This is a genomic window from Stenotrophomonas sp. YJH_SMC_133 (genome assembly GCF_059370655.1).
Window position 1 is genome coordinate 105,772 of sequence record NZ_JCAFTW010000004.1, and the last position, 24,922, is coordinate 130,693.

At 66.8% G+C, this 24,922-nt stretch carries 20 protein-coding genes; 6 read left to right on the forward strand and 14 right to left on the reverse strand.

The window, feature by feature from the left end:
- Positions 1-4 precede the first annotated feature (4 nt).
- Together AC5P78_RS07060 and AC5P78_RS07065 are read right to left on the reverse strand one after the other, a co-directional pair.
- Complete coding sequence (locus tag AC5P78_RS07060) at positions 5-820, reverse strand: NAD-dependent protein deacetylase (protein ID WP_414498289.1); 816 nt, start codon at positions 818-820, stop codon at positions 5-7.
- 55 nt (positions 821-875) lie between these two features.
- A complete protein-coding gene (locus AC5P78_RS07065) occupies positions 876-1,277 on the reverse strand; it encodes an acyl-CoA thioesterase (protein WP_005407672.1) in 402 nt (133 codons plus the stop codon).
- 152 nt (positions 1,278-1,429) lie between these two features.
- On the opposite strand from AC5P78_RS07065, the gene AC5P78_RS07070 reads away from it, so the two are divergent.
- On the forward strand, positions 1,430-2,065 hold the full coding sequence (locus AC5P78_RS07070) for a LysE family translocator (protein WP_012478802.1): 636 nt from the start codon (positions 1,430-1,432) through the stop codon (positions 2,063-2,065).
- Between the two features lie 39 nt (positions 2,066-2,104).
- Here the strand turns inward: AC5P78_RS07070 and AC5P78_RS07075 are convergent, their stop codons facing one another.
- From AC5P78_RS07075 to AC5P78_RS07095, 5 genes are all read right to left on the reverse strand, one after another.
- Positions 2,105-2,362, reverse strand: coding sequence for a hypothetical protein (locus tag AC5P78_RS07075; protein ID WP_005411932.1), 258 nt, complete (start codon positions 2,360-2,362; stop codon positions 2,105-2,107).
- Between the two features lie 365 nt (positions 2,363-2,727).
- A complete protein-coding gene (locus AC5P78_RS07080; RefSeq protein WP_005407669.1) occupies positions 2,728-3,747 on the reverse strand; it encodes a ribonucleotide-diphosphate reductase subunit beta in 1,020 nt (339 codons plus the stop codon).
- Positions 3,748-3,890: 143 nt separating this feature from the next.
- Complete coding sequence (locus AC5P78_RS07085; protein WP_024956224.1) at positions 3,891-6,293, reverse strand: ribonucleoside-diphosphate reductase subunit alpha; 2,403 nt, start codon at positions 6,291-6,293, stop codon at positions 3,891-3,893.
- Positions 6,294-6,925: 632 nt separating this feature from the next.
- Positions 6,926-8,026 (reverse strand): cell division protein ZapE, encoded by a 1,101-nt coding sequence (gene zapE, locus AC5P78_RS07090; protein WP_033836032.1) that lies wholly within the window; start codon positions 8,024-8,026, stop codon positions 6,926-6,928.
- Positions 8,023-8,694 carry an alpha/beta hydrolase gene (locus AC5P78_RS07095; RefSeq protein WP_012478798.1) on the reverse strand — a complete coding sequence of 224 codons (672 nt, stop codon included), beginning with the start codon at positions 8,692-8,694 and terminating at the stop codon, positions 8,023-8,025. Before AC5P78_RS07095 ends, zapE begins: the two co-directional genes overlap by 4 nt.
- Before the next feature lie 43 nt (positions 8,695-8,737).
- On the opposite strand from AC5P78_RS07095, the gene AC5P78_RS07100 reads away from it, so the two are divergent.
- Positions 8,738-9,595: an EamA family transporter gene (locus AC5P78_RS07100; protein ID WP_049395828.1), complete on the forward strand. Its 858-nt coding sequence runs from the start codon at positions 8,738-8,740 to the stop codon at positions 9,593-9,595.
- Between the two features lie 301 nt (positions 9,596-9,896).
- Here AC5P78_RS07100 and AC5P78_RS07105 read toward each other — a convergent pair whose 3' ends face one another.
- The 3 genes from AC5P78_RS07105 to AC5P78_RS07115 form a co-directional block, all read right to left on the reverse strand.
- Positions 9,897-11,342, reverse strand: coding sequence for an ExeM/NucH family extracellular endonuclease (locus tag AC5P78_RS07105; RefSeq protein WP_049397256.1), 1,446 nt, complete (start codon positions 11,340-11,342; stop codon positions 9,897-9,899).
- 310 nt (positions 11,343-11,652) lie between these two features.
- Positions 11,653-12,171, reverse strand: coding sequence for a c-type cytochrome (locus tag AC5P78_RS07110; protein ID WP_005407662.1), 519 nt, complete (start codon positions 12,169-12,171; stop codon positions 11,653-11,655).
- Positions 12,172-12,376: 205 nt separating this feature from the next.
- On the reverse strand, positions 12,377-12,985 hold the full coding sequence (locus tag AC5P78_RS07115; RefSeq protein WP_005407661.1) for a TetR/AcrR family transcriptional regulator: 609 nt from the start codon (positions 12,983-12,985) through the stop codon (positions 12,377-12,379).
- A gap of 161 nt (positions 12,986-13,146) precedes the next feature.
- Here AC5P78_RS07115 and AC5P78_RS07120 point away from each other — a divergent pair, with 161 nt between their 5' ends.
- The 3 genes from AC5P78_RS07120 to AC5P78_RS07130 are packed head-to-tail and all read left to right on the forward strand — an operon-like array spanning position 13,147 to position 17,955.
- Entirely contained in the window at positions 13,147-14,310 is a 1,164-nt protein-coding gene (locus tag AC5P78_RS07120; protein ID WP_005407660.1) for an isovaleryl-CoA dehydrogenase, read from the forward strand.
- Between the two features lie 10 nt (positions 14,311-14,320).
- The gene (locus AC5P78_RS07125) at positions 14,321-15,931 is read left to right on the forward strand and encodes a carboxyl transferase domain-containing protein (protein ID WP_005407659.1); all 1,611 of its coding nucleotides are present in this window, start codon (positions 14,321-14,323) and stop codon (positions 15,929-15,931) included.
- 8 nt (positions 15,932-15,939) lie between these two features.
- Positions 15,940-17,955, forward strand: a complete 2,016-nt coding sequence (locus tag AC5P78_RS07130) for an acetyl-CoA carboxylase biotin carboxylase subunit (protein WP_012478794.1) — start codon at positions 15,940-15,942, stop codon at positions 17,953-17,955.
- 21 nt (positions 17,956-17,976) lie between these two features.
- On the opposite strand, the gene AC5P78_RS07135 is transcribed toward AC5P78_RS07130, so the two are convergent.
- Entirely contained in the window at positions 17,977-19,146 is a 1,170-nt protein-coding gene (locus tag AC5P78_RS07135) for a putative peptide maturation dehydrogenase (RefSeq protein ID WP_044569369.1), read from the reverse strand.
- 143 nt (positions 19,147-19,289) lie between these two features.
- Here AC5P78_RS07135 and AC5P78_RS07140 point away from each other — a divergent pair, with 143 nt between their 5' ends.
- Positions 19,290-19,595 (forward strand): NHLP-related RiPP peptide, encoded by a 306-nt coding sequence (locus AC5P78_RS07140; RefSeq protein WP_005407656.1) that lies wholly within the window; start codon positions 19,290-19,292, stop codon positions 19,593-19,595.
- Here AC5P78_RS07140 and AC5P78_RS07145 read toward each other — a convergent pair.
- The 3 genes from AC5P78_RS07145 to aceA form a co-directional block, all read right to left on the reverse strand.
- Positions 19,568-22,105, reverse strand: a complete 2,538-nt coding sequence (locus AC5P78_RS07145; protein WP_012478792.1) for a putative peptide modification system cyclase — start codon at positions 22,103-22,105, stop codon at positions 19,568-19,570. The genes AC5P78_RS07140 and AC5P78_RS07145 overlap by 28 nt on opposite strands.
- 17 nt (positions 22,106-22,122) lie before the next feature.
- Positions 22,123-23,163 (reverse strand): GGDEF domain-containing protein, encoded by a 1,041-nt coding sequence (locus AC5P78_RS07150; RefSeq protein WP_005407654.1) that lies wholly within the window; start codon positions 23,161-23,163, stop codon positions 22,123-22,125.
- Between the two features lie 417 nt (positions 23,164-23,580).
- Positions 23,581-24,882, reverse strand: a complete 1,302-nt coding sequence (gene aceA, locus AC5P78_RS07155) for an isocitrate lyase (RefSeq protein ID WP_005407653.1) — start codon at positions 24,880-24,882, stop codon at positions 23,581-23,583.
- Positions 24,883-24,922: the final 40 nt, after the last annotated feature.

Here is a 24,922-nt window from a genome sequence, read left to right on the forward strand (position 1 = left end):
GACTCTACCCAGCCGATGGTTCGATAACCGACGCCAGCGCCTCAGCACAATCGCGTTCATCCTTGAACTGCAGCAGGTCGTCTGCACGGGTGCGGCCACGGTTCAACGCCGCCACCGGCAGTCCTGCTTTGGCCGCCGCCTGCACGAAGCGGAAGCCGGAATAGACCATCAGCGACGAGCCCACCACCAGCACGGCGTCGGCCTGCTGCAGGTGCTCGTGCACCGCCTCCACCCGCTCGCGCGGCACGTTTTCGCCGAAAAGCACCACGTCCGGCTTCAACACCCCGCCGCAGTGCGGGCACCCGGGTACCACGAAGCTGGAGAAATCGGTCTCCAGGTCGGCGTCGCCATCAGGCGCGACGCCGGCCTCCAGCGCATCCCAGCCGGGGTTGGCGTCCAGCAGGCGCTGCTGGAAGTCCTCGCGGCCACTGCGGCGCTCGCAGCCCATGCAGCGCACCAGGTCCAGGCGGCCATGCAGGTCGATCACGTTACGGCTGCCGGCGCGCTGGTGCAGGCCGTCCACGTTCTGGGTCAGCAGCACCTGCAGCTTGCCACGGCTTTCCAGTGCGGCCAGGGCCTGGTGGGTACCATTGGGCCGGGCCAGGCCGAAGCGCGGCCAGCCCAGCAGGCTGCGCGCCCAGTAGCGCTGGCGGGTAGCGGCCTCGCCCATGAAGGCCTGGTAGGTCACCGGTGGCGTGCGTTTCCACTGGCCGTCGCTGTCGCGGTAATCGGGAATGCCCGAGGCGGTGCTGCAGCCGGCGCCGGTCAGCACGAACAGGCGCTGGGCGCGGTCGATGAAGTCGGTCAGTGGCAGGCTCATGGCTGCCAGATGGGGGCGCTGCGGCGCCCCCGCAAGCGCCGGTCGGTTGTCCGGGTCAGGCCGCCGGCAGCGGCGGCACCGCGATCGGGTGGCCTTCCTCGTCCAGCGCGATCATCACGAAGTGGCCGCGGGTGCACAGCTTGCGCTCGCCGCTGTGCAGGTCTTCGGCGACCAGTTCCACCTCCACCTTCATCGAGCTGCGGCCGACTTCAACGATGCGGCCGATGGTTTCCACCATCTGGCCGATGCGGATCGGCAGCTTGAAGTCGACCTGGTCGCTGCGCGCGGTCACCACGGTACGGCGCGAGTAGCGGGCGGCGGCCAGGAACGCGGCCTTGTCCATCCACGCCAGTGCCTGGCCACCGAACAGGGTGCCGAGGTGGTTGGTGTGGTTGGGGAAGACGATTTCGGCCATGCGCACTTCGATGGGCGGCACGGTCTCGGGGATCGGGGTCATGGGGGAGCTTCGGTGTGGGGTGCTGCGGATTCTAAGCGACCGGCGTGACGGCCATCGGAATGCACGTGCAACGGTCACCCGGCAGCGGTGCCTGCGCAGGCCGCGCCTGCAGCAGGCGTTACACTGCTTCACGCCCACTGCCAGGACCCCCCATGCCCGCCACTTCCGATCTGCTGGCCTTTGCGCTGGTTTCGCTGGCCATGGTGCTCACGCCCGGGCCGAACATGATCTACGTCATCTCGCGCTCGATCTGCCAGGGGCCGATGGCGGGACTGATCTCGCTGGGCGGGGTGGCACTGGGCTTCGTGTTCTACATGCTGTGCGCGGCACTGGGCATCACCGCCCTGCTGATGACCGTACCGTTCGCCTACGACGCGCTGCGCATCGGTGGCGCGCTGTACCTGCTGTACCTGGCCTGGCAGGCGCTCAAGCCCGGTGGCCGTTCGCCGTTCGCGGTGCGCGAACTGCCGCAGGACAGCCCGCGCAAGCTGTTCACGATGGGATTCCTGACCAATCTGCTGAACCCGAAAGTGGCGGTGATGTACCTGTCGCTGCTGCCGCAGTTCCTGCACCCGGACAGCGAAGGCAGCGTGCTGATGCAGTCGATCGTGCTGGGCTCGACCCAGATCCTGGTCAGCGTCAGCGTGAACGGCATGATCGCGCTGACCGCCGGCAGCATCGCCGGCTTCCTGGCCGCACGCCCGACCTGGCAGATGGTGCAGCGCTGGCTGATGGGCGCGGTGCTGGCCGGACTGGCGGTGCGCATGGCGGTGGAAGGGCGGCGCTGATCGCGGCGTGCCCTCCAGGCGATACGCCCGGCCCCGTAATCAGAACAGTTCAGCGTGGTAGAAGCTCGGTTGTGCCGACCAGGCCTTGATATCGCCACATTGCGGCACGCTGGTGTAGTACAGGCGGATGGGAATGGCAGAGACCTTCGCACTCATCAGCATCGCGTAGGTCGCCTTGCAGACCTCCGGCGGCATGCTGAAGTCGCCTTTGCTGACGATGTTGCAGACCGCGTGGATGGGCGAGACGGTGGTCGCCACGAACACCTTGCCGCTGGCGTCGATGGAAACGTTGGTCACCTTGGAATCGCAGTTCGTGCCATGGGCGAGGGACGGACAGGCGACCAGGACGGCGAACAGTCCTCCCGTCCACCCACGAAACACGGTCCTGCGGGTTGCTGTTCCAGGCACTGCAGTCTCCATTGCGACCTCCGGGGTCCATTCAGTTGCGCCACCATGGCAGGACCACGCGCACGGGAACCCGGCGCTGGGATTGTCCACGCGTCATTCCTGCAGTGGCATCCCCTCTTCCTCCCCAGGCCCGGCATGGATGCGAAGCACCGCCACCACTGGCGTCCAGCGAGAATAGCTCATCCTTCTGATGCGCAACGAAAAACCCCGGCATTGGCCGGGGTTCTTCGTTGCGACAGGCCGGGCCGGTTCGATCAGAAGTTCATGTCGAAGGCGACTTCGCCCTGCACGCCGACCTGGTAGGCCGAGACGCGGCGTTCGAAGAAGTTGGTCAGTTCCTGCACGTCCTGCAGTTCCATGAACGGCAGCGGGTTGCGCACGTTGTACTTCTTTTCCATGCCCAGCTTGGCGAAGTGCTGGTCGGCACAGTGCTGCAGGTACTGGCGCATGTCGCGGGTGGAGATGCCGGCCACGCCGCCGGACAGCACGTCCTCGGCGAACTGCACTTCGCATTCGATGGCTTCGGCCAGCATGTCGTAGACCTGCTGCTTCATCTCTTCGTCGAACAGGTCCGGTTCTTCCTCACGCACCACGCGCACCGACTCGAACGCGAACTCCATGTGCGCGCTCTCGTCGCGGAACACCCAGTTGGTGCCCGAGGCCAGGCCCGGCAGCAGGCCGCGCGAACGGAAGTAGTACACGTAGGCAAAGGCCGCGAAGAAGAACAGGCCTTCGATGCAGGCGGCGAAGCAGATCTGGTTGAGCAGGAACTGGCGGCGCTGTTCGCGGGTCTCGATGCGGGTCAGGCTCTGGATCGAGTCGATCCACTTGAAGCAGAAATCGGCCTTCTTCTTGATCGAGTCGATGTTCTCCACCGCCGAGAACGCCTTGGCGCGCTCTTCCGGATCCGGCAGGTAGTTGTCGAGCAGGGTCAGGTAGAACTGCACGTGCAGCGCTTCTTCATACAGCTGGCGCGACAGGTACATGCGCGCTTCCGGCGCATTGAGATGCTGGTACAGGTTCAGCACCAGGTTGTTGGAGACGATCGAGTCGCCGGTGGCGAAGAACGCGACCAGGCGGTGGATCAGGTGGCGCTCGCCCGGCGACATCTTGCTGTGCAGGTCGGTGATGTCGATCTGGAAGTTGATCTCTTCCACCGTCCAGGTGTTCTTGATCGCGTTCCGGTACATGTCATAGAACTGCGGGTAGCGCATCGGGCGCAGGGTCAGTTCAAAACCGGGATCGAGCAGCATCTGCTTGGGCTTGTCGGCCATGGGTGTTTCCTTGAATTCCTGGGTGAGCCGCCGGGCGTGGCCCGGCCTACCGTGGGTGTTTTTCCGCAGCCGAGCATGGCTCGGCTCTACAGGTGCGAGGTGTTCGAGTGCCGACCAACGGTCGGCACCCACCGCGCGGTGTGTTACTGGCAGGCCTCGCAGGCTTCCGGGTTTTCCAGCGAGCAGGCGATGGCTTCGTCCGGGCTGAATACCTTGGCCGGGGCCGCAGCGCTCACCGTGGTCTTGGCGATCTTGGTGGCCGGGCGCGAACGCAGGTAGTAGGTGGTCTTGATGCCCTGCTTCCAGGCGTACATGTACATGGAGGACATCGCGCCGATGTTCGGGCTTTCCATGAACAGGTTGAGCGAGGCCGACTGGTCGATGAAGGCGCCACGCTCGGCGGCCATGTCGATCAGCGAACGCATCGGCAGTTCCCACGCGGTGCGGTAGACCTCGCGCAGCGTTTCCGGAATCTGCGCCACGCCGGCGATGGAACCTTCGGCCAGCTTGATGGCATCGCGCATTTCCGGCGTCCACAGGCCCAGCTTCTTCAGCTCGTTCACCAGGTAACGGTTGACCTGCAGGAAGTCACCGGACAGGGTTTCGCGCTTGAACAGGTTGGACACCTGCGGCTCGACGCACTCGTAGCAGCCGGCGATCGAGGCGATGGTCGCGGTCGGCGCAATCGCGATCATCAGCGAATTGCGCAGGCCGTGTTCCTTGATGCGGCTGCGCAGGGCGTCCCAGCGTGCGGTGTCTTCCGGCACCACGTTCCAGGCGTCGAACTGCAGTTCACCGCTGGCGGCACGGGTGTCGTTGAACGACGGGTGCTTGCCGCGTTCCTGGGCCAGCTCGCAGGAGGTTTCCAGCGCATGGAAGTAGATCGCTTCGGCAATCTTCTTCGACAGGGCGCGGGCTTCGGCGCTGTCGAACGGCAGGCGCTTGCGGAAGAACACGTCCTGCAGGCCCATGCAGCCCAGGCCGACCGGACGCCAGCGCAGGTTGGCGCGGCGGGCGGTTTCGATCGGGTAGAAGTTCAGGTCGATGACGCGGTCGAGCTGGCGCACGGCCAGGCGCACGGTCTCGGCCAGCTTCTCGAAATCGAACTCGTTGTGCTCGTCGAAGTGGTTGCCCAGGTTGATCGAACCCAGGTTGCACACCGCGGTTTCATCGTTGGAGGTGACTTCCAGGATTTCCGTGCACAGGTTGGACAGGTGGATCACGTTGCCCGGACGCAGGGTCTGGTTGCTGGCGCGGTTGCACTTGTCCTTGAAGGTCATCCAGCCGTTGCCGGTCTCGGCCAGCGTACGCATCATGCGGGCGTACAGCTTGCGGGCAGAGATGGTGCGGTTGGCCTTGCCCTGGGCTTCGGCCTGCAGGTAGGCGGCCTCGAAGGCTTCGCCGAACAGGTCGGTGAACTCCGGCACGACGCGCGGATCGAACAGCGACCATTCCTGGTCGGCTTCGACGCGCTTCATGAACAGGTCCGGCACCCAGTTGGCCAGGTTCAGGTTGTGCGCGCGGCGGGCTTCGTCACCGGTGTTGTCACGCAGCTCGAGGAAGTCCTCGATGTCGGCGTGCCAGGTTTCCAGGTACACGCAGGCCGCGCCCTTGCGCTTGCCGCCCTGGTTCACTGCGGCCACGGACGAATCCATGGTCTTCAGCCACGGCACGATGCCGTTGGAGTGGCCGTTGGTCGACTTGATGAGCGAACCACGCGAACGCACGCGGGTGTAGCTGACGCCGATGCCGCCGGAGAACTTCGACAGCTGGGCGATGTCGCCGTACTTGGAGTAGATCGACTCCAGCGAGTCCTGCGGCGAGTCCAGCAGGAAGCACGAGGACAGCTGCTCGTGGGTGGTGCCGGAATTGAACAGGGTCGGGCTGGACGGCAGGTAGTCCAGGTTGCCCATGCGCTTGTACAGCGCCAGGGTCTCGGACACGTCCTCGCTCAGCGCGCTGGCGATGCGCAGGAAGAACTGCTGCGGGGTCTCGATCACCTTGCGGGTGTGCGGGTGGCGCAGCAGGTAACGGTCGTACAGGGTACGCAGGCCGAAGTAATCGAAGTTCAGGTCCAGCGAGATGTCGATGGCATCGTTGAGCTTGCGCGCGTTGGTCTGCACGAAGTTCAGCAGGCGGTCGTTGATCAGGCCGACTTCATGGCCACGGCTGACCGACTGCGAGAAGGCGTAGATTTCCTGGCCCGAGACTTCCTTGGCAATGTAGTTGGCCAGCAGGCGCGCAGCCAGGCGGCCGTACTCGGGCTCTTCACCGATCAGCAGGGCGGCGGTGCGGATGGACAGTTCGTCCAGCTCGCGGGTGGTGGCGCCGTTGTACAGGCCGGAAATGGTGCGGGTGGCCACGCGCATCGGATCGACGGCGTGCAGGCCTTCGGAGGAACGCTGCACCGCGCGCACGATCTTGTTCAGGTCCACCAGTTCGGTCGTGCCATTGCGCTTGGTCACACTCATCGCGTTGGCCGTCGGCGGCGACGTCAACAGGAATTCGCTTTCCTTCTCGATGGTGGCGCTGGATTCGGTGGTCACGGCGTGTGTCCTCTTGGCGTGATTGGTGGGTGCTCGATGCATCGGGTGACGCAGCCCGGGACATGACAGCCCAGGATGGCAGGACGGCGTCGCAGCGGATGAGACCCTGCGCCTGCCACTGCCGTTGACGATCGCGGATGGGTACCCGGGCATCCCTGGAATTGGGGTTGCTGCGACCGACGGCCACAAGATAGTGGGGGTGATGGGGCCCGTCAACGCCAAATGTAGTGAAATTCGGCAATCCCTTGCGCCGCAAGGATCGTGCCACCGGCGTCCGGATCAGACGCTTCAGACCTGCCGGAACGGGCTGCGCAGTCAAGCCCGAAAGGCGTCATTGCGGTGGTACAACGCACCGCGAAAACGGAACAATGACAGCTTCACATGACAGTGATGAAACTGGCTAGGGACAACCCTGTGGATAGGTGGTGGGCAGCCGGTGGGAATCCGGTGGACGCCGGGACCGCCCGCCGGGCAGCGACGCGAGGCTGCATGTGCCGGCCAGGCCGGAGCAGCGGCCGCAGGGAAACGCCGTTGCACCCTTCCCCCGATCATTGCCGGCCAGCGGCCGGCACTACCGGAATCCCAGGGGGGTCGTGCCGGCCGCTGGCCGGCAACGTACGCCCGCAGGCCCCTCACGCCCGGTGTGGGGTACCCAGGTACTCGGCGCTCTGCATTTCGATCAGGCGCGAGGCGGTACGTTCGAAAGCGCCCTGCAGGCGCTGGCCGGTGTACAGCTCGACCGGCGAGGTGCTGGCGGTGCAGACCAGGTTGACGTGGCGGTCGTACAGCTCGTCGATCAGGTTGACGAAGCGGCGCGCGGCATCTTCGTTCAGGCGGTCGAAGGCGGGAATGCCGCCCAGCAGCACCGTGTTGAACTCGTGCGCGATCTCGATGTAATCCGAGGGCCCGCGCGGGCCTTCGCACAGCGCGGCGAAATCGAACCAGGCAATGCTCTTGCCGCGGCCACGCACCGGGATCTTGCGGCCCTCGATCTCGATGTTGCCGGGCTTGGCCGGCTGGCCGCCGCTCAGCTCGTTCCAGCGCGTGGCCAGCCACTCATCGCTGTCGGCCGCCAGCGGTGCGCGGTATACCGGCGAGCGGGTCAGCGCGCGCATGCGGTAATCCTCGGTACCTTCGGCATACAGCTCGACGCAGAAGCGCTGCAGCAGGCCAATGGCCGGCAGGAAGCTCTCGCGCTGCAGGCCGTTGAGGTACAGGTTCTCCACTGCGGTGTTGGAGGTGGTGACCAGGGTCACGCCCTCGGCGAACAGGCGCTCCAGCAGCCGCGCCAGCAGCATCGCATCGCCGATGTCGGTGACGAAGAACTCGTCCAGCACCAGCACGCGCAGGTTGCTGCGCCATTCCTGGGCGATCTTCGCCAGCGGGTCGCTCTGGCCCTGGTGCTCGCGCAGGCGCTCGTGGACGCTGCGCATGAAGCGGTGGAAGTGGGTGCGGTACTTCTGCTTGATCGGCAGCCCGTCGTAGAACAGATCAACCAGGAAGGTCTTGCCGCGGCCGACGCCGCCCCAGAAGTACAGGCCCTTGACCGGCTCGGGCTTCTTCCAGAACGAGGACAGGCGGTCCAGCCAACCGTCCTCGGCACTGTCCAGCAGGCCCAGGTGGATGCGGTCCAGCTCGGCCAGCGCCGCATGCTGGGCCGGGTCGTTCTGCCAGTCGCCACGGGCAACCCCTTCCGCGTACCGCTGCGACGGGGTCAGCTCGGTTGCACTCATGCCGCCGCGCCCAGCCAGTGCTTCACGCCGTGGGTCAGCGCGCCGCGCAGGTCGATCAGCTTGCGGTGGAAGAAGTGGCTGGTCTCGGGCATGCGCACCAGCTCATGCGGGAAATCCAGCGAGTCCAGCCACTGGTAGACAGCCTGCGGGTCGACGATCTCGTCCTGCTCGCCCTGGATCACCAGCCAACGGGCCGGCGGGGCGATGCCGTCGAAGTCCCAGCGGCCGGCCGGCGGCGCGATCGAGATCAGCGCTTCCGGCTGCAACTCGGCCGCGGCCTTCAGTGAAACGAACGCGCCGAAGCTGAAACCGGCCAGCCACAGGCGGTCGTCCGGACGCTGGCTGCGCACCCAGGCGGCGACGGCCTTCAGGTCGTCCTGCTCGCCCACGCCATGGTCGAACTCACCGGCCGAACCACCCACGCTGCGGAAGTTGAAGCGCACCGTGGCGATGCCCAGCTCGCGCAGGGTGGTGGCGGTCATGGTGACCACCTTGTTGTGCAGGGTGCCGCCTTCGGTGGACAGCGGATGGCAGATGATGGCCACGATCGGCTGCACCGGCGCATCGGCCTTGGGCAGGTCGACGACCACTTCCAGCGGGCCGGCCGGGCCGTCCAGTTCGAGGCAGGCGGTTTCGCCGGGGGCGACGGGGAACGAGTGCTTGTGCATGGCACCATGATACCGTCCCCCGCCCCTGCCCTGTGCCCGTCCCATGCTCTACCTGTCTTTGGCCGTGATCTGCAGCGTGCTGGTTTCGGTGTTGTTGAAGGTGGCCGGACGCCGCCAGCTGGATGTTTCGCAGATGGTCACCTGGAACTATCTGGTGGCGGCAACGCTCACCGCCGTGGTGCTGCGGCCGCCACTGGATGCGCTGCGCGCGCCGCACGCGCCGTGGCTGTCATTGCTGGCGCTGGCGGTGGTGCTGCCCTCGATTTTCCTGGTGCTGGGCCGCGCGGTGGCGGTGGCCGGCATCGTCCGCAGCGACGTGGCGCAGCGGCTGTCGCTGCTGCTGTCATTGGCCGCCGCCTTCCTGTTCTTCGGCCAGACTGCCACACCGTGGAAGCTGGCCGGGCTCGGCCTGGGCCTGCTGGCGATGGTAGCCATCAGCCTGCGCCCGCGCGGACCGGCGGTGGCGTCCTCGCCCGGTGGCTGGGGCTGGCTGCTGGCGGTATGGGCCGGCTTCGCGGTGGTGGACGTGCTGCTCAAGCAGGTGGCGCTGTCCGGCACGCCGTCGATGGCGGCGGTGCTGGCCAGCTTCAGCGTGGCCTTCGTGCTGATGCTGGTGCTGCAGCTGTGGCGGCATGCGCGTGGCCGCAGCCGGCTGGCCTGGCGCAACCTGGGCGCGGGCGCGCTGCTGGGCCTGCTCAATGGCGGCAACATTCTCTTCTATGTGCGCGCGCACCAGTCGATGCCGGACAGCCCGGCCACCGTGTTCGCCGGCATGAACATCGGCGTGGTGGTGCTGGGCGCGCTGGTAGGCGTGTTCGCCTTCGGCGAGGCCACCACGAAGTGGAACCGCGCCGGCCTGGCGCTGGCGGTGCTGGCGATCGGGTTGATCGCCTGGGGGTGAGCGTTGGTTGCGGCGGGCCATTTCCGCGCCCGCGGTGGGATGTCACTTTTCTTTTCGCGCGAAAAGAAAAGTAACCAAAAGAAACGCGCCGCCAGCCGCGAGCCGGTGCTGTGCACCGGTACCCTGCGCTTCTCGATGAACCAGGGGACGGCGCCGAACTCGCTGCGCTCAAACATCGGCGCCTCTTCGCCCCTGATTCACCTGCGATGCTCGGCTCGCTTGAAGACGGACTGGAAGATCAAAAGCAACGGCAGGATCCGTGCCGATCAAGGTCCCTCCCAGAGCAGATCCCCGCCGAACCTTATTTGTCGAAACCCAGCAGCAGCGGGTCGTGGTCGGAGCTGCGCCACGGGCCCTGCACGTTGCGGTCCTGGTAGCCGCTGGCATCCTGCTCGTCGGCGTTGCTGTGCCACTCGGCGGCACCGCGCAGGCGCTTGGCCATGCCCGGGCTCAACAGCGCGTGGTCGAGGCGGCCGGTATAGCCGTTGTAGACGTAGCTGTAGGGATGCTCGACCTTGGCGACCTTGAACGCGTCCTGCCAGCCCAGGTCATGCAGGGTGCGGATCGGGTCTTCCATCGCGTAGGCATTGAAATCGCCGAGCAGCACCGCGTCCTTTGCACCGGTACCGGTCGGGTCGGTCTGCAGCCAGGCGTGCAGCTGCTGCGCCGAGGTCACGCGGGTGGCGTTCCAGCAGCCCTGGTTGTCGTTGTGGTCGGCGTCGGCACCGGCGGCGTCGCGGCAGCCCTTCGACTTGAAGTGGTTGGCCACCACCACGAACGGCGCGCCCTGCTTGCCCTGGAAGGCCTGCGCCAGCGGCACGCGGCTGTGCTCGACGAACGGGCCACCGGTCAGCGTGGCCGGCTTGCCCACCGGCTGCAGGCGCGCGCTGCGGTAGATGATGCCGACCCGGATCGGGTTGTCACCGGGGCCGTTGCCGGCATCGACAAAGCGCCAGTCGCCCTGCGCGCCGCGGTCGCGGTTGAGCGCATCGACCAGTTCGGCGATGGCCGACTGCGGACCGTAGCCATCGTTCTCCAGCTCCATCAGCGCGGCGACATCGGCGCCCAGCGCGTTGACCGTGGTGACCAGCTTGGCCACCTGCGCCTTGTGTTCCTCCAGCGTGCGTGCGCCGCGCAGGGTCGGGAAGCCACCGCCCTGGCCGTCGCCGTTGAAGAAGTTCTCCAGGTTGAAGGCCGCCACATGCAGGTTGCCCGGCACGGTCGGCACCGCCGGGCGCTTCAGCTCCGGCAGCTTCAGCGCGCCTTCGACCTGCAGGCGCGGATGGCCCTGCGCGTCCATGCGCACGATGCCCTGCACATCGCGCAGTTGCATGCCGGTGCGCAGCACCGGGTTGCCCGGCAGGTAAGCCACGCTGGCCGGGTCGCGGGCATCGCTGCCATCTTCCAGCACCAGGCGGCGGCGCTGGTTGTCGGCCATCACCTGCTCATAGCCGGCAGTGCCCGGCGTGGCCACTTCGGTCGGCTGCCAGAGGCGGCCATCGAAGGCCACGGTGAGCTGGCCGAAGCGCTCCAGGCCGTCGGTACCGGCCAGGGTCAGCGGTGCGGCGATGCGCACTCGCTGGCCATCCAGTGCACGCCAGTCGGCCGGCGCGGCGGTCAGCACCACGGTGGCGCTGCTGCGCGCAGCGGAGGGCGACGCGGCCGGTGCGGCCTGCGGCTGGGCCTGGGCAAAGGCACCGGCCGGCAGCAGCAGGGACAGGGCAAGGGCGAGGGAACGGCGGCGCATCGACGGGCGACTCCATGGAAGAGGCGCACAGACTAACCTTGAAATGCGAAACCCCAGCGACGCGCGCGGTTTTGGCCTTGGCCGGCAAAGCCGCCGGCGGCAGACGGAGAACGACCGCGGCGATTGGGGCGACCGGCGGGTAGAGTCGACTGTTAGTCGACTATCGCGCGCAGCGCGGGCTTTTTCGGTGGCGTTGGGAAGAGCAGTCGACCAACAGTCGACTCTACCCCCTTCCCGCGGTTCCGCCATCCCGTTTGGCCGTTCCATGTTCCGACGTTTCCGCCGTTTCGCGGTTTGGCCGTCCCGGCGCCTACTTCAGGTTGCCCAGCATCCAGTCCACGGTGGCGTGGATCTGTTCCTCGGTCAGCGCCGGGTTGCCACCCTTGGGCGGCATGATGCCGCCATCCGGGCCGGTGTAGCCCTCGATGGCGTGCTTGTAGAGGGTGTCCTTGCCCTGCGCGATGCGCTTGTCCCAGTGCGAATGGTCCAGCGTCGGCGCCATGCCCACGCCAGTGGTGTGGCAGGCGGTGCACAGGTTGTCGAAGATGACCTTGCCGTCCTTGGTGCCGCCGTAGGCCACCTGCGAGGCGGCCTTGGCCAGCGCGGCGGCCTTGGCCGCAGCCTGCGCGGCGGCGCCGGTGCTGCCGGCATAGACCGCGCCGGTGGGCGAGATGCGCTGTTCGGTGCGCTTGGCCGCAGTCGGCGACACCTCGGGCGGAATCCGGGTGTGGATGTAGGCGGCTAGGAGGATGAGGCCGAGGGTGATGGTCGCCAGCAGCGCGATCACCATGGAGAAGCGTTTCAGGAACTCCAGATCGTAATTCCGCACTCTTCGTTACCCCTGGCTGATAGTCGTTGGACCACGGCTGAGCGACTGCGTGATGGACCGAGTATAGAACGCGCTTTGCGTGCGACAACAGGCGTCACTGCTGGTGCGGCGCAACATGCCGGCCCGGTAGTGCCGGCCGCTGGCCGGCATCGCCATCCCGCCGGATGGATCGTGCAGAAGCCGGCCAGCGGCCGGCTCTACCACGTTACCGGGCGCCGATCGCGCGCAGGCAGAAGCTGCAGATCGCATCCACCAGCGCGTCTTCGTCGCGGTGCGCTTCGCGGCTGGGTGCGGTCGGGCCGACCATCGCCTCGGTGAAGGCGCCGACCAGGCAGGCGGCGGCCACATGCGCGTCCTGCGCCGGCAGCTCACCGGCGGCCACGCCCTCCTCCACCAGCCGCAGGAACACGTCGCCGAAGGCGCGACGACCACGCATGCGCTCAGCCTCCACGTCCGGATCGACCGGTTCGACGATGAAGGCATGCGCCAGCCCCGGCCCGGCCAGGGCGCGGCGAACGAAGGCGGTGATCGCCAGCCGCAGGCGCTCGCTGGCCACCTCCGGACCACTGGCGATGCGCTCCATGATCGCGACCTCGTGGGCCACCGCGGCGTTGAGCACCTCCACGAACAGCTCGGCCTTGGACGGGAAATGGCGATAGATCAGGCCAGTGGATACCCCCGCCTGGGTTGCCACGGCGGTCACCGGGGCGTTGCGCCAGCCGCCGGTGGCGACCAGCTCACGGGTGGCCAGCAGGATCCGTTCACGGGCCCCGGCCAGGCGTTCTTCCATCAGTGCAGAGCGTTTGTAGGCCATGTTTTGATTCTTGTTTCAATTTTTGAATTTGTATTCACTTCTTATCCGAACCCCGCTACGCTGGGGTCCAATCGCCCGTGCGGGCAGCGGTCCTGCAGACCGCCGCCCGCTCCCCCGCCGGGTGCGTCCATTTCCTGCCATCCCGTCGTGGAGCCACCACAATGCACGTGCCATCCCTGAACTTCGACCTTGGCGAAGACATCGACCTGCTGCGCCAGAGCGTGGCCCATTTTGCCGCCGCCGAGGTCGCACCGCTGGCCGCCGAGGCCGATGCCAGCAACCAGTTCCCGCTGGCCCTGTGGCCGAAGCTGGGCGAACAGGGCCTGCTCGGCCTCACCGTGGAAGAAGCATACGGCGGCACCGGCATGGGCTACCTGGCCCACGTGGTGGCGATGGAAGAAATCTCGCGTGCCTCCGGCGGCATCGGCCTGTCCTATGGCGCGCACTCCAACCTGTGCGTGAACCAGCTGCGCAAGAACGGCAACGAAGAACAGAAGCAGCGCTTCCTGCCCGGCCTGTGCGACGGCAGCCTGGTCGGCGCGCTGGCGATGAGCGAGCCGGGTGCCGGTTCGGACGTGGTGTCGATGAAGCTGCGCGCCGACAAGCGCGGCGACCGCTACGTGCTCAACGGCAACAAGATGTGGATCACCAACGGCCCGGATGCCGACGTGCTGGTGGTCTATGCCAAGACCGACATGGACGCCGGCGCCAAGGGCATCACCGCGTTCCTGGTCGAGAAGGGCATGAAGGGCTTTTCCACCGCGCAGAAGCTGGACAAGCTGGGCATGCGCTCCTCGCCCACCTGCGAGCTGGTGTTCCAGGACTGCGAAGTGCCGGAAGAAAACGTGCTGGGCCAGGTTGGCGGTGGCGTGCGCGTGCTGATGTCCGGCCTGGACTACGAGCGCGTGGTGCTGTCCGGCGGCCCGCTGGGCCTGATGGCCGCGGCGATGGACGTGGTGATGCCGTACGTGCACGAGCGCCACCAGTTCGGTGAGGCGATCGGCAGCTTCCAGCTGATCCAGGCCAAGATCGCCGACATGTACGTCGGCCTGGGTGCCTGCCGCGCCTATGTCTATGCCGTGGCGCGCGCCTGCGACCAGGGCCGCACCACCCGCCAGGACGCCGCCGGTGCCATCCTGTACGCCGCCGAGAAGGCCACCTGGCTGACCGGCCAGGCGATCCAGATTCTGGGCGGCAACGGCTACATCAACGAATACCCGACCGGCCGCTTGTGGCGCGACGCCAAGCTGTATGAAATCGGCGCCGGCACCTCGGAGATCCGCCGCATGCTGATCGGCCGCGAACTGTTCCAGCGCACCCTGTAAGGCCACCGCGATGACCGTCCTGAACAGCCAGCTGCAACCGGGCAGCGATACCTTTGAAGCCAACCGCGCGGCCATGCAGGCCGTGGTCGACGATCTGCACGCCACCCTGGCGCGCACCGCGCTGGGTGGCAGCGAAGCCGCACGCGCCAAGCACACCGCACGCGGCAAGCTGCTGGTGCGTGACCGCATCGACGCCCTGCTCGACCCCGGCAGCGCCTTCCTCGAAATCGCGCCGCTGGCCGCGCATGGCATGTACGAAGACGCCGTGCCGGCCGCCGGCGTGGTGGCCGGCATCGGCCGGGTGAGCGGCGTGGAGTGCGTGATCGTGGCCAACGATGCCACGGTCAAGGGCGGTACCTACTACCCGATGACGGTGAAGAAGCACCTGCGCGCGCAGGAGATCGCAGAACAGAACCACCTGCCGTGCATCTACCTGGTCGATTCCGGTGGCGCGTTCCTGCCGCTGCAGGACGAAGTCTTCCCCGACCGCGACCATTTCGGCCGCATCTTCTACAACCAGGCCAACCTGTCGGCGCAGGGCATTCCGCAGATCGCCTGCGTGATGGGCAGCTGCACCGCTGGTGGCGCCTACGTGCCGGCGATGAGCGACGAGACGGTGATCGTGCGCGAACAGGGCACGATCTTCCTCGGCGGCCCGCCGCTGGTGAAGGCGGCCACCGGTGAAGTAGTGACCGCCGAGGAACTGGGCGGCGCCGACGTGCACACCCGCATATCCGGCGTGGCCGACCACATGGCTGACAACGATCTGCAGGCACTGGCACGGGTGCGTGCGATCATCGCGCAGCTGAACTGGCGCAAGCCGGAACCGGCGATGGCGGTGCAGGCCAGCGAAGAACCGCTGCTGCCGGCACACGAACTGTACGGCGTGATCCCGGCTGATACGCGCAAGCCCTACGACGTACGCGAGGTGATCGCGCGCCTGGTCGATGGCTCGCGCTTCGACGAATTCAAGCCGCGCTATGGCGCGACGCTGGTGACCGGCTTCGCCCATCTGAACGGCTACCCGATCGGCATCATCGCCAACAACGGCATCCTGTTCTCCGAGTCGGCGCTGAAGGGCGCGCACTTCATCGAGCTGTGCACCCAGCGCAACATTCCGCTGGTGTTCCTGCAGAACATCACCGGCTTCATGGTCGGCCGCAAGTACGAACAGGGCGGCATCGCCAAGGACGGCGCCAAGCTGGTGATGGCGGTGGCCTGCGCCAGGGTTCCCAAGTTCACCGTGGTGATCGGCGGTTCGTTCGGCGCCGGCAACTACGGCATGTGCGGCCGCGCGTACTCGCCGAACTTCCTGTGGATGTGGCCGAACGCACGCATCGGCGTGATGGGCGGCGAGCAGGCCGCCAGCGTGCTGGCCACGGTCAAGCGCGATGGCATCGAAGCCAAGGGCGGCCAGTGGCCGGCTGCGGAGGAAGACGCGTTCAAGGCGCCGATCCGCGACCAGTTCGAGCAGCAGGGCCACCCGTACTACGCCAGCGCGCGCCTGTGGGACGACGGCGTGATCGATCCGGCCGACACCCGCCGGGTGCTGGCCCTGGCGCTGTCGGCCAGCCTCAACGCCGCCCCGCAGCAGACGCGCTTCGGCGTGTTCCGCATGTAATCCATGCCATGACCGAGCACGCTCCCATGAAGCCCGTTGCCATGTTCACCAAAGTCCTGATCGCCAACCGTGGCGAAATCGCCTGTCGCGTCATCGCCACCTGCCGCCGCCTCGGCATCGCCACCGTGGCGGTGTACTCCGATGCCGACCGCAACGCGCGCCACGTGCGGCTGGCCGACGAAGCCATCCACATCGGCCCGGCTGCCGCGCGTGAGAGCTACCTGCGCGGCGATGCCCTGCTCGACGCCGCACGCACGACCGGCGCGCAGGCGATCCACCCCGGCTACGGCTTCCTGTCCGAGAATGCCGACTTCGCCGATGCCTGCGCCGCCGCCGGCATCACCTTCATCGGGCCGCCGGCCAGCGCCATCCGCGCGATGGGCGACAAGAGCGCGGCCAAGGCGCTGATGGCCAAGGCCGGCGTACCGCTGCCCCCGGGCTACCACGGCGACCAGCAGGCACCGGACTTCCTGCGCACGCAGGCCGACGCCATCGGCTACCCGGTACTGATCAAGGCCAGCGCCGGTGGCGGTGGCAAGGGCATGCGCAAGGTCGAGCGCAGCGAGGACTTCGTCGATGCGCTGGCCAGCTGCCAGCGCGAGGCGGCCTCGGCGTTCGGCAACGACCACGTGCTGGTCGAGAAGTATGTCGAGCGCCCGCGCCATATCGAGATCCAGGTATTCGGCGACAGCCACGGTGACGCGGTGTACCTGTTCGAGCGCGACTGCTCGGTGCAGCGCCGCCACCAGAAGGTGCTGGAAGAAGCGCCGGCCCCGGGCATGAGCGCGGAACGTCGTGCTGCGATGGGCAAGGCGGCGGTCGATGCCGCGCGCGCGGTGGGCTATGAAGGTGCGGGCACGGTGGAGTTCATCGCCGGCCCGGACGGCGATTTCTACTTCATGGAAATGAACACCCGCCTGCAGGTCGAGCACCCGGTCACCGAGTACATCACCGGTACCGACCTGGTGGAATGGCAGCTGCGTGTGGCCTCGGGCCAGCCGCTGCCGCTGCGCCAGGAGCAGCTGGCCATCCACGGCCACGCGATCGAAGCGCGCCTGTATGCCGAAGATGCCGACCGTGGCTTCCTGCCCTCCACCGGCACCCTGCGCCGCCTGCGCCTGCCAATCCCGTCGGCCCATGTGCGCGTGGATACCGGCGTGGAGGAAGGCGACAGCATCACCCCGTACTACGACCCGATGATCGCCAAGCTGATCGTCTGGGACGTGGACCGCGATGCAGCGCTGCGCCGCATGAGCCAGGCGCTGGCCGACTGCCAGGTGGTAGGCGTGACCACCAATGCCGGCTTCCTGCGCCGGCTGGTGAATACCGATTCGTTCGCGCACGCCAGGCTGGATACCGCGCTGATCGAACGCGAACAGGCGGCATTGAGCGCAGTGGGCGACACGGATGATGCCCTGTGGCAGCTGGCCGCCGTGGCCGCGGTTGCTGGCACTGCCGGTGCCAGCACCGACGCGCGCGACCCGCATTCGCCATGGCAGGCCCAGGATGGCTGGCGCCTCGGCGCATCGGCACCGCGCGTGCTGCCGCTGCAGCAGGGCGAACGCAAGCACACGCTCAAAGTGTGGGCACAGGCCGATGGCTGGCGCGTGCAGCGCGATGACGCCGCGCCGGTTCAGGTGATCGGCACAGCCGATGCGCAGCATCTTACCGTGCAGCTGGGCGAACGCCGCTGGTCGCTGCAGCTGCTGCGCGACGGTGACCAGCTGTACCTGTTCGGCGCCGACGGCCAGCACCGCTTCACCCTGCACGATCCGGTGGGCGAATCGGACCACGCCGTGGCGGATGCCGGCAGCCTGCTGGCGCCGATGCCGGGCAAGATCGTCGCGACACTGGTCGCGGCCGGCACCGAGGTCAAGCGCGGCACGCCGCTGGTGGTGCTGGAAGCGATGAAGATGGAGCACACCCTGCAGGCACCGGCGGATGGGACGGTGAAGGGCTATCGCGCCAAGGCCGGCGACCAGGTGGGTGATGGCGCGGTACTGGTGGACTTCGAAGCGGCGTGATGCAGCAGAGGCCGCGCGGGGTCAGCCCGCGCGGTCTTCAAGGTTCCAGATCGTGCCTGCAGGGTCCAGCTCGCTGGTCGTCATCCGTGATGCACGCCATCCGAAACCGCAGACCGCGAGTACCCCCTCATTGATCGTGTCCAGGCCCAGGGCACGTTCGATGGGCTTTTCGTTGATCGCTGCAGTAATGAATGCTCCCAGGCCGGCATCCGTGGCCGCCAGGTACAGCGTCTGGGATAGATGTCCCGCCTCCATCGCGACAACCCGATAGCTTTTCCCATGCTGGCGATACTTCCAGTACGTCCTGTTGAAACGCGGGGCCAGGACCACCAGCACGTGCGCATCCGCGAACCAGTGCTGCTGCCCGACCATGGACATCACGAAGTCGCGATCGATGGCCACGGGGCAATCAACCGGCATCAGTCCGTGGCCCTGCGCTCGATAGAGGTACATGCCCGCGGCAAGTCCATCGACATTGCGCACCAGCACGTAGGCTTCGACAGGATGCAGTCCACCGCCCGAAGGGACGTTCTTCTTCAGGAACACCAGATCATCGCCTTCGCGCTGGCAGCTGCTGCTGCCGAATGCCCGTTGCAGCATCTGGCTCAGCAGGGACAGCGGCAGTGATCGGGTGACATCGAAGTTCCGGCAGGTGACGCGCCGCGCCAGCAGTGCGTCGAAATCGTTGGACTGCTGAGGCGGCAGTGGTACCAACCCAGCGTCGGCAGCGGCAGCGTGCGGTGGCGGCGGTCCCAACGTCCTGCGCATCTGCGAGGCCGTTTCGATCTGTGATTCACGCATGTTGCGAACGGCGTCAACATCCTCCCAGCGTGAGAAGGCATGCATGACCGCAGCCAGGGGATGCCAATGCGTTGCACGCAGCCGCTCGTCACGAGCGGCAACATCGTCATCCTGCCCCCGGGTCAACACCAGGCCACTGGCGATCAGCAGGTCCATCGCGGGTGAACAGGCCTCCCCTGCCTCAAGCGTGGTCCATGCACTTGGGCTCAGGCTTCCCAGCAGTGCCTGTGCCGCAGCGTCCAGCACCACCGGTCCATCCAGGTGGGGGGCGAGTGCCTCCCAGGCAAGCGTGCGCACCAGCCCATCACCACCGCGCAGCAGGCCCTCAAACTCGAACCGGATCTGCTCGGTGGGCTGTACCACTACGATCGCGCAGCGCCTGACATCCATCGGATCAGCCCTTCCTTCATCGTGAATCCACGTTATCGAACCGCGACCCGATTCCTTTACATCTCCCGCTCTACCCTCTCAAGAACCGCTTTGCCAAGCCGACATCACCACTGCCCCTCGACACTCCATGGATGCAGGACACAATGCCCACGTTGACGCTCTCGCTGCCGGTCGCAAGGACGCTGGTTCAGCGCCTCGCCACCGATGACACCTTCCGCCAGCTCTTCGCCACCGACACGGCTGCCGCGATACTGCTGGCTGGACACGTTCCATCCAACCCGGCTGACCTTCAGCAGTTCGTCCAGGATTGCTGCAAGAACATCTGCCTGGCGGAGAAAGACGTCATCGCACAGGCCGAAGAGCAGATCATCGCCATGCTGACCAGTGGTACCGGCTACTCCGTGCCGATGCTTGAGGACGGTTACGGCTCGCCGCGCACGCTGCGCTGAGGCATCGAGGCCATGGTGTCGGCAGCCTCGATTGCCGGCGCCGCCATGAGCCTCCGCACATCCACTACGTTAAGCGCCTGCAGGCAGAAGCTGCATTGCGCTTCTGCATATGCAAATCCGGGGCGATCACGCAGCCAACGCGTCTGCTCCTGGGCAACATCCTTCAGGCCCGCCTCCAGCGCCAGGTCACGCACTGCCAGCCGCACCTGCAGGCGTGGCTGCTTCTTCAGCAGCGGTACGAGCAGGTCCAGCCCGGCCTGGGGCCGGCCCTCATGCTGCATCATCCGCCCGGCCAACAGGGTGACGTACTGGCGCAACACGCTGCTGTCAGGGAGATCCTGAAGCGCGTTCATCCGGGCCTGGACCGCCTTGGCCGGTGCGGCATCGCCCAGTCTCAGTGCCAGCAAGGCTGCCGCGTGTGCTGCAACCAGGCGATCCACTACCTCCACCGCGGGTTCGCCGCTCAGCTCTGCGAACGGCGCGGTCGCGGCCACGCGCGCCACCATCAGCGCCTTCGACCTTCTGCCGGCCATCATGTAGGCGACGGCCAGGGGCATGTCGAAGTTGTACCGATCCATGCCCTGGCGCTGTCCGGCAAGCATCCTTCCCTGTTCGGCGAGCTTGATGGCGCCCTCGACATCGCCTTGGTCAAGCGCAATCGTGGTAGCGAAATTGCCAGCATGGAAGTTGCCTGGATCGATCCGCGCAAGCAGCGCATTGGCCTTCTCGAACTCGGAACGCGCTGCCGCCACCGTCGCCTGGCGCATCAATGCACCTTCCCAACCATTGCCGGCGGCACGGCTGAACGCGATGTCAGCCTCTGCGTAGCGCTCGCTGGCCAGCAAGGCGCGGCCGTACTGGTCCTGCGCGATCTCAGGCAGCTCGACCCTGCTTTGTGCAACACGCCTGGAAAGCGCCAGGGCCTCGGCAAGGCGGTTCTCGTGGAAAAGATTCAGACCGGCGTTGTAGCTTGCAGGCATGTAATCCGGATACAGCTCCGCCATGCGCGCCCAGCCATCGGTGGCGCGATCCGGATCACTGATCTGCAGCGCCCAGTTCTGCACGTACAGGCGCTCGCGTGGCGTAAGGTGCCCTGATCGACGGTCGGCCTCTGCCAGCAGACGCCGGGCATCGCGGTAATTCATCATGGCGAAGCGACAGCGGGCTTGGCCCAGCCATGCCAGGGCGAACTCAGGATCGACCTCGATCGCCTGCCCGAAGAATGCCATCGCGCCGTTGAAATCTCCTCGGCTGTAGCGCTTCTGGCCCAAGGCAAACGCACGCAACGCATCCATGCTGCCCGTGGTCACCTCCGGCAGGGATTGGCTGTCGCGCTGGATCAATGCGGGCTCTTCGCCCAGGCGATCGCGCAGCTGGCGCGAAACATCGTCCACCGCCGCCAGTACCGCACCCGCCTTCGCATCGGCGGATACCACGGCCAGGGTGCGCAGCGTCGACGGCTCAAGCACCTCCACGCTGAAGCGGGTTCGGCCGCCGACATCGGTCGCCGATGGCACGAACACCAGGCGGGCGCCCGTGCGCACCGCCACAGCGGCGGCATCGCCACGTTCGCGGACACCGCGATCCGGCGGTTTCCGCATCATCTCAAGGGTGCGGCTGACGCGGTCGTCACTGACGACGTTGACGTAGCGGGACTGCTCGAGACTGATCCGGAACGCCTGGTCCAGGGCGTCATCGAGCAGTCGATTGCCGGTGAGGTTATGCAGCCCGCCGAGCACCACCCAGTCGCGTTCGGCGAACGCGATGGCCGGCTGTGGCCGGGTCAGCAACCAGACGCCAAGCACTGCGGCCAGCAGTACGGCGGCCTGCGCCGCCATCGCCAGCGGACGGCGCCACAACGGAAGATCACGCCGGGCCTTGGCCGTGTGCCGCAGCCGCCCCGGGGCGGGCATGCCCGCCGCCTGCACGCCGTAGACTTCGGCTGGCTGGCTCACGCCCTTGAAGCGCCATCGCCCGAACGATCGCCATTGCAGGCCTTCAGCCATCGCGCCCAGCGACCCACTGGAGCGACGCACGATGGATTCGGCCACCGCCGAAAGCAGGATCTGGCCCGGACGTGCCAACTGCATCAGGCGCGCCGCCGTCGGCTTGGCCAGGCCTTCGACTTCAATCGCCTTGGCGCCAGCCCGCACTGCCTCGGCGCTGTTCTCCCAGGTCAGCACATCGCCCACATGCAGACCGGCCCGCGCCTGCAGATGGATCTCGTGTCTCTGCCCCAGCGGCTGCAGCCCACGCTGGTAATCCAATGCGAAGCCAAGCGCGTCGATCGGGCGCTCGAACAGCATGAACAGTCCGTCGGAGCGATCGATCAGCTGGCCGTTCCAGCGCTGCTGCAGCGCCAGCACCAGGCGGTCGTGTTCCTGGAACAGTTCGGCGGCAGCGACATCGCCGATGCGTTCGACCAGCAGCAGCGAGTCACACAGGTCGGTGAACAGCAGGGCGCGCAGTTGCTGGTTGTGCGGCGCCGACGTTCCGTTGTCGCCATTCATCGCCTCTGTCTCCCGATCTAGGGTGAGTCCACTGCGTCTGCCCAACGCAGGCAGTTGCCACCATCACGCTTGGCCTGGTACAGCGCACGATCCGCGCTGGCGTACCACTCGCTCCAGCCCGCATCCGGGTCCAGCAGGCTGGCGCCGATGCTGACCAGGCTGACGTGCGGCGTGCCGTGGCTGCGCTCGAGCAGGCCGTGTACCGCGCTGAGGATGAACTCTGCCGCGTGCTGCACGATCTCGTAGTTGCCACGACGCAGGATCAGGCAGAACTCGTCACCGCCGAGCCGGCAGGCCAGGTCCTGCTCACCGGCCATCGAGCGCAGGATGTTGCCCATGCTCTGCAGCACGCGATCGCCGGCCTGGTGGCCATGGCGGTCATTGATCTGCTTGAAGCGGTCGCAGTCGATGAGCAGCAGCGCCTGCGGCAGCCCACTGCCATCGGCGCGGCATTCCTGCAGGTACAGGGTGAGGCCACGGCGGTTGTGCAGCCCGGTCAGTTCATCGGTACGCACCAGTTCACGGGTGTGGGTCAGCTGGTGGGTAGTGATGTACAGATTGTCCAGCGCGGTTTCCAGATCATGGTTGCGCCGGCGCAGCTGGCTGATCAGCGCCTGTTCGTTGGTCAGCACGCGCATGATCGTGCGGCGCAGGAAGTAGGCGACCAGGCCCGGATCGGATTCCACCAGACGATGGAAGTCGGCGGGCCCCAGCTCAAGCACCTCGCAGTCCACCAGGGCGCGCGCACTGGCGCTGCGCGGGTGATCACCCACCAGCAGGCCCAGCTCACCGAAGAACTCCTGCTGCCCGAGGGTCTTGATCACCAGGTCCTCGCCGAAATCCAGTTCGATCTGGCCTTCCAGGATCACGTACATGCGCTCGCCACGGTGGCCACGCTGGAACAGCCACTGCCCGGCATGAAGCTTGCGTGGACGGGCAAATCTGGCGAACAATGCGACCTCGGCATCGGACAGCAGCGCATGCACGATCTCGGCCATCGCCACCCGGGCGATACCTGACGTCACATCACTGTTCTCGGCCGCACCCCTGCCGGTCATTCCCTGCACCCGCCGCCAGCGTCCCCTGGTGAGCCGCGGAGCATAGCACCGCTTTAAAATGTGCGCCCTATCTCATTTTGAGCCTTGTGGTCCGCTTTCCCGATGTGAAGGCGCACGGTGGCCGTTCTGCCCGCCACGGTCCAGGGAAAAGTCGTTCCGGATCAATCTGATGGCCACCTTCACAGGGTTTCGGCCAAGTTGCCGGACTGTGGGGTGCGCTGGATTGACGCTGCATGCGTTCATCGCGTTTCCGTCGATACAACAACGCCGGCAGGTCCCCCGACCGGCCGGCGTTGCCTGGCCCTTCCCTGGCCACCCTGATCGGATTCGCGACCCCGGTAGAGCCGGCCGCTGGCCGGCTTCTCCGTAGTGCCCGAAGGAGCACGTGGGTGCCGGCCAGCGGCCGGCACTACCGCATCACGCGGCGCGTTCGCTGCGCCCGCCGTGGAACTGCTCTTCTTCGGTCGAGCCGGTCAACGCGGTGGTCGAGGACTGGCCCTGCTGGATCGCCTGGGTCACGGCATCGAAGTAGCCGGTGCCAACCTCGCGCTGGTGCTTGACCGCGGTGAAGCCGCGCTCGGCGGCTTCGAACTCGGCTTCCTGCAGTTCCACGAACGCGCTCATCTGGCGGCGTGCGTAGCCGTGGGCCAGATTGAACATGCCGTAGTTCAGCGCGTGGAAGCCGGCCAGGGTGATGAACTGGAACTTGTAGCCATAGCTGCCCAGCTCACGCTGGAACTTGGCGATGGTGGCGTCGTCCAGGTTCTTCTTCCAGTTGAAGCTGGGCGAGCAGTTGTAGGCCAGCAGCTTGCCCGGGAACTTCGCATGGATCGCCTCGGCGAACCTGCGTGCGAATTCCAGGTCCGGCTTGCCGGTCTCGCACCACACCAGGTCGGCGTAGGGCGCGTAGGCCAGGCCACGGCTGATCGCCTGGTCCAGGCCATTGCGGGTCTTGTAGAAGCCCTCGACGGTGCGCTCGCCAGTGGTGAACGGGCGGTCGTTGCCGTCGATGTCACTGGTCAGCAGATCCGCGGCCTCGGCATCGGTGCGCGCGACCAGCAGGGTCGGCACGCCCAGCACGTCGGCGGCCAGGCGTGCGGCGTTGAGCTTCTCGATGGCCTCACGGGTCGGCACCAGCACCTTGCCGCCCATGTGGCCGCACTTCTTCACCGACGCCAGCTGGTCTTCGAAATGCACGCCGGCGGCGCCGGCCTCGATCATCGCCTTCATCAGTTCGAAGGCGTTGAGTACGCCGCCGAAACCGGCTTCGGCGTCAGCCACGATCGGCTGCAGGAAGTCGATGTCATCCTTGCCTTCGGCGTGGTGCAGCTGATCGGCACGCAGCAGCGTGTTGTTGATGCGCTTGACCACCGCCGGCACCGAATCGGCCGGGTACAGCGACTGGTCCGGGTACATCTGGCCGGCCAGGTTGGCGTCGGCCGCCACCTGCCAACCGGACAGGTAGATGGCCTTCAGGCCAGCCTTGACCTGCTGCATGGCCTGGTTGCCGGTCAGCGCACCCAGCGCGTTGACGAACTCGCGCTCATGCAGCGACGCCCACAGCTTCTCCGCACCCAGGCGGGCCAGCGAGTGCTCGATGTGGACGGTGCCGCGCAGGCGCACCACGTCGGCGGCGCTGTAGTTGCGCTGGATGCCTTCCCAGCGCGGGTTGGTATCCCAGTCGTGCTGGATCTGTTCGGCAGTGGGCAGCTTGCTCATGTCTTTCTCCAGTTCGGTTCGTGCGTGCAGCGGGGAGGGA

What these genes read in the sequence shown, in the direction of transcription:
- AC5P78_RS07145 (WP_012478792.1), bottom strand. Translation starts at nt 22,105, where the DNA reads ATGAATGGCGACAACGGAACGTCGGCGCCGCACAACCAGCAACTGCGC.
- AC5P78_RS07065 (WP_005407672.1), bottom strand. Translation starts at nt 1,277, where the DNA reads ATGACCCCGATCCCCGAGACCGTGCCGCCCATCGAAGTGCGCATGGCC.
- AC5P78_RS07105 (WP_049397256.1), bottom strand. Translation starts at nt 11,342, where the DNA reads ATGCGCCGCCGTTCCCTCGCCCTTGCCCTGTCCCTGCTGCTGCCGGCC.
- AC5P78_RS07125 (WP_005407659.1), top strand. Translation starts at nt 14,321, where the DNA reads ATGACCGTCCTGAACAGCCAGCTGCAACCGGGCAGCGATACCTTTGAA.
- AC5P78_RS07080 (WP_005407669.1), bottom strand. Translation starts at nt 3,747, where the DNA reads ATGGCCGACAAGCCCAAGCAGATGCTGCTCGATCCCGGTTTTGAACTG.
- AC5P78_RS07130 (WP_012478794.1), top strand. Translation starts at nt 15,940, where the DNA reads ATGACCGAGCACGCTCCCATGAAGCCCGTTGCCATGTTCACCAAAGTC.
- AC5P78_RS07140 (WP_005407656.1), top strand. Translation starts at nt 19,290, where the DNA reads ATGCCCACGTTGACGCTCTCGCTGCCGGTCGCAAGGACGCTGGTTCAG.
- AC5P78_RS07150 (WP_005407654.1), bottom strand. Translation starts at nt 23,163, where the DNA reads ATGACCGGCAGGGGTGCGGCCGAGAACAGTGATGTGACGTCAGGTATC.
- AC5P78_RS07095 (WP_012478798.1), bottom strand. Translation starts at nt 8,694, where the DNA reads ATGCACAAGCACTCGTTCCCCGTCGCCCCCGGCGAAACCGCCTGCCTC.
- AC5P78_RS07060 (WP_414498289.1), bottom strand. Translation starts at nt 820, where the DNA reads ATGAGCCTGCCACTGACCGACTTCATCGACCGCGCCCAGCGCCTGTTC.
- zapE (WP_033836032.1), bottom strand. Translation starts at nt 8,026, where the DNA reads ATGAGTGCAACCGAGCTGACCCCGTCGCAGCGGTACGCGGAAGGGGTT.
- AC5P78_RS07100 (WP_049395828.1), top strand. Translation starts at nt 8,738, where the DNA reads ATGCTCTACCTGTCTTTGGCCGTGATCTGCAGCGTGCTGGTTTCGGTG.
- AC5P78_RS07120 (WP_005407660.1), top strand. Translation starts at nt 13,147, where the DNA reads ATGCACGTGCCATCCCTGAACTTCGACCTTGGCGAAGACATCGACCTG.
- aceA (WP_005407653.1), bottom strand. Translation starts at nt 24,882, where the DNA reads ATGAGCAAGCTGCCCACTGCCGAACAGATCCAGCACGACTGGGATACC.
- AC5P78_RS07115 (WP_005407661.1), bottom strand. Translation starts at nt 12,985, where the DNA reads ATGGCCTACAAACGCTCTGCACTGATGGAAGAACGCCTGGCCGGGGCC.
- AC5P78_RS07070 (WP_012478802.1), top strand. Translation starts at nt 1,430, where the DNA reads ATGCCCGCCACTTCCGATCTGCTGGCCTTTGCGCTGGTTTCGCTGGCC.
- AC5P78_RS07135 (WP_044569369.1), bottom strand. Translation starts at nt 19,146, where the DNA reads ATGGATGTCAGGCGCTGCGCGATCGTAGTGGTACAGCCCACCGAGCAG.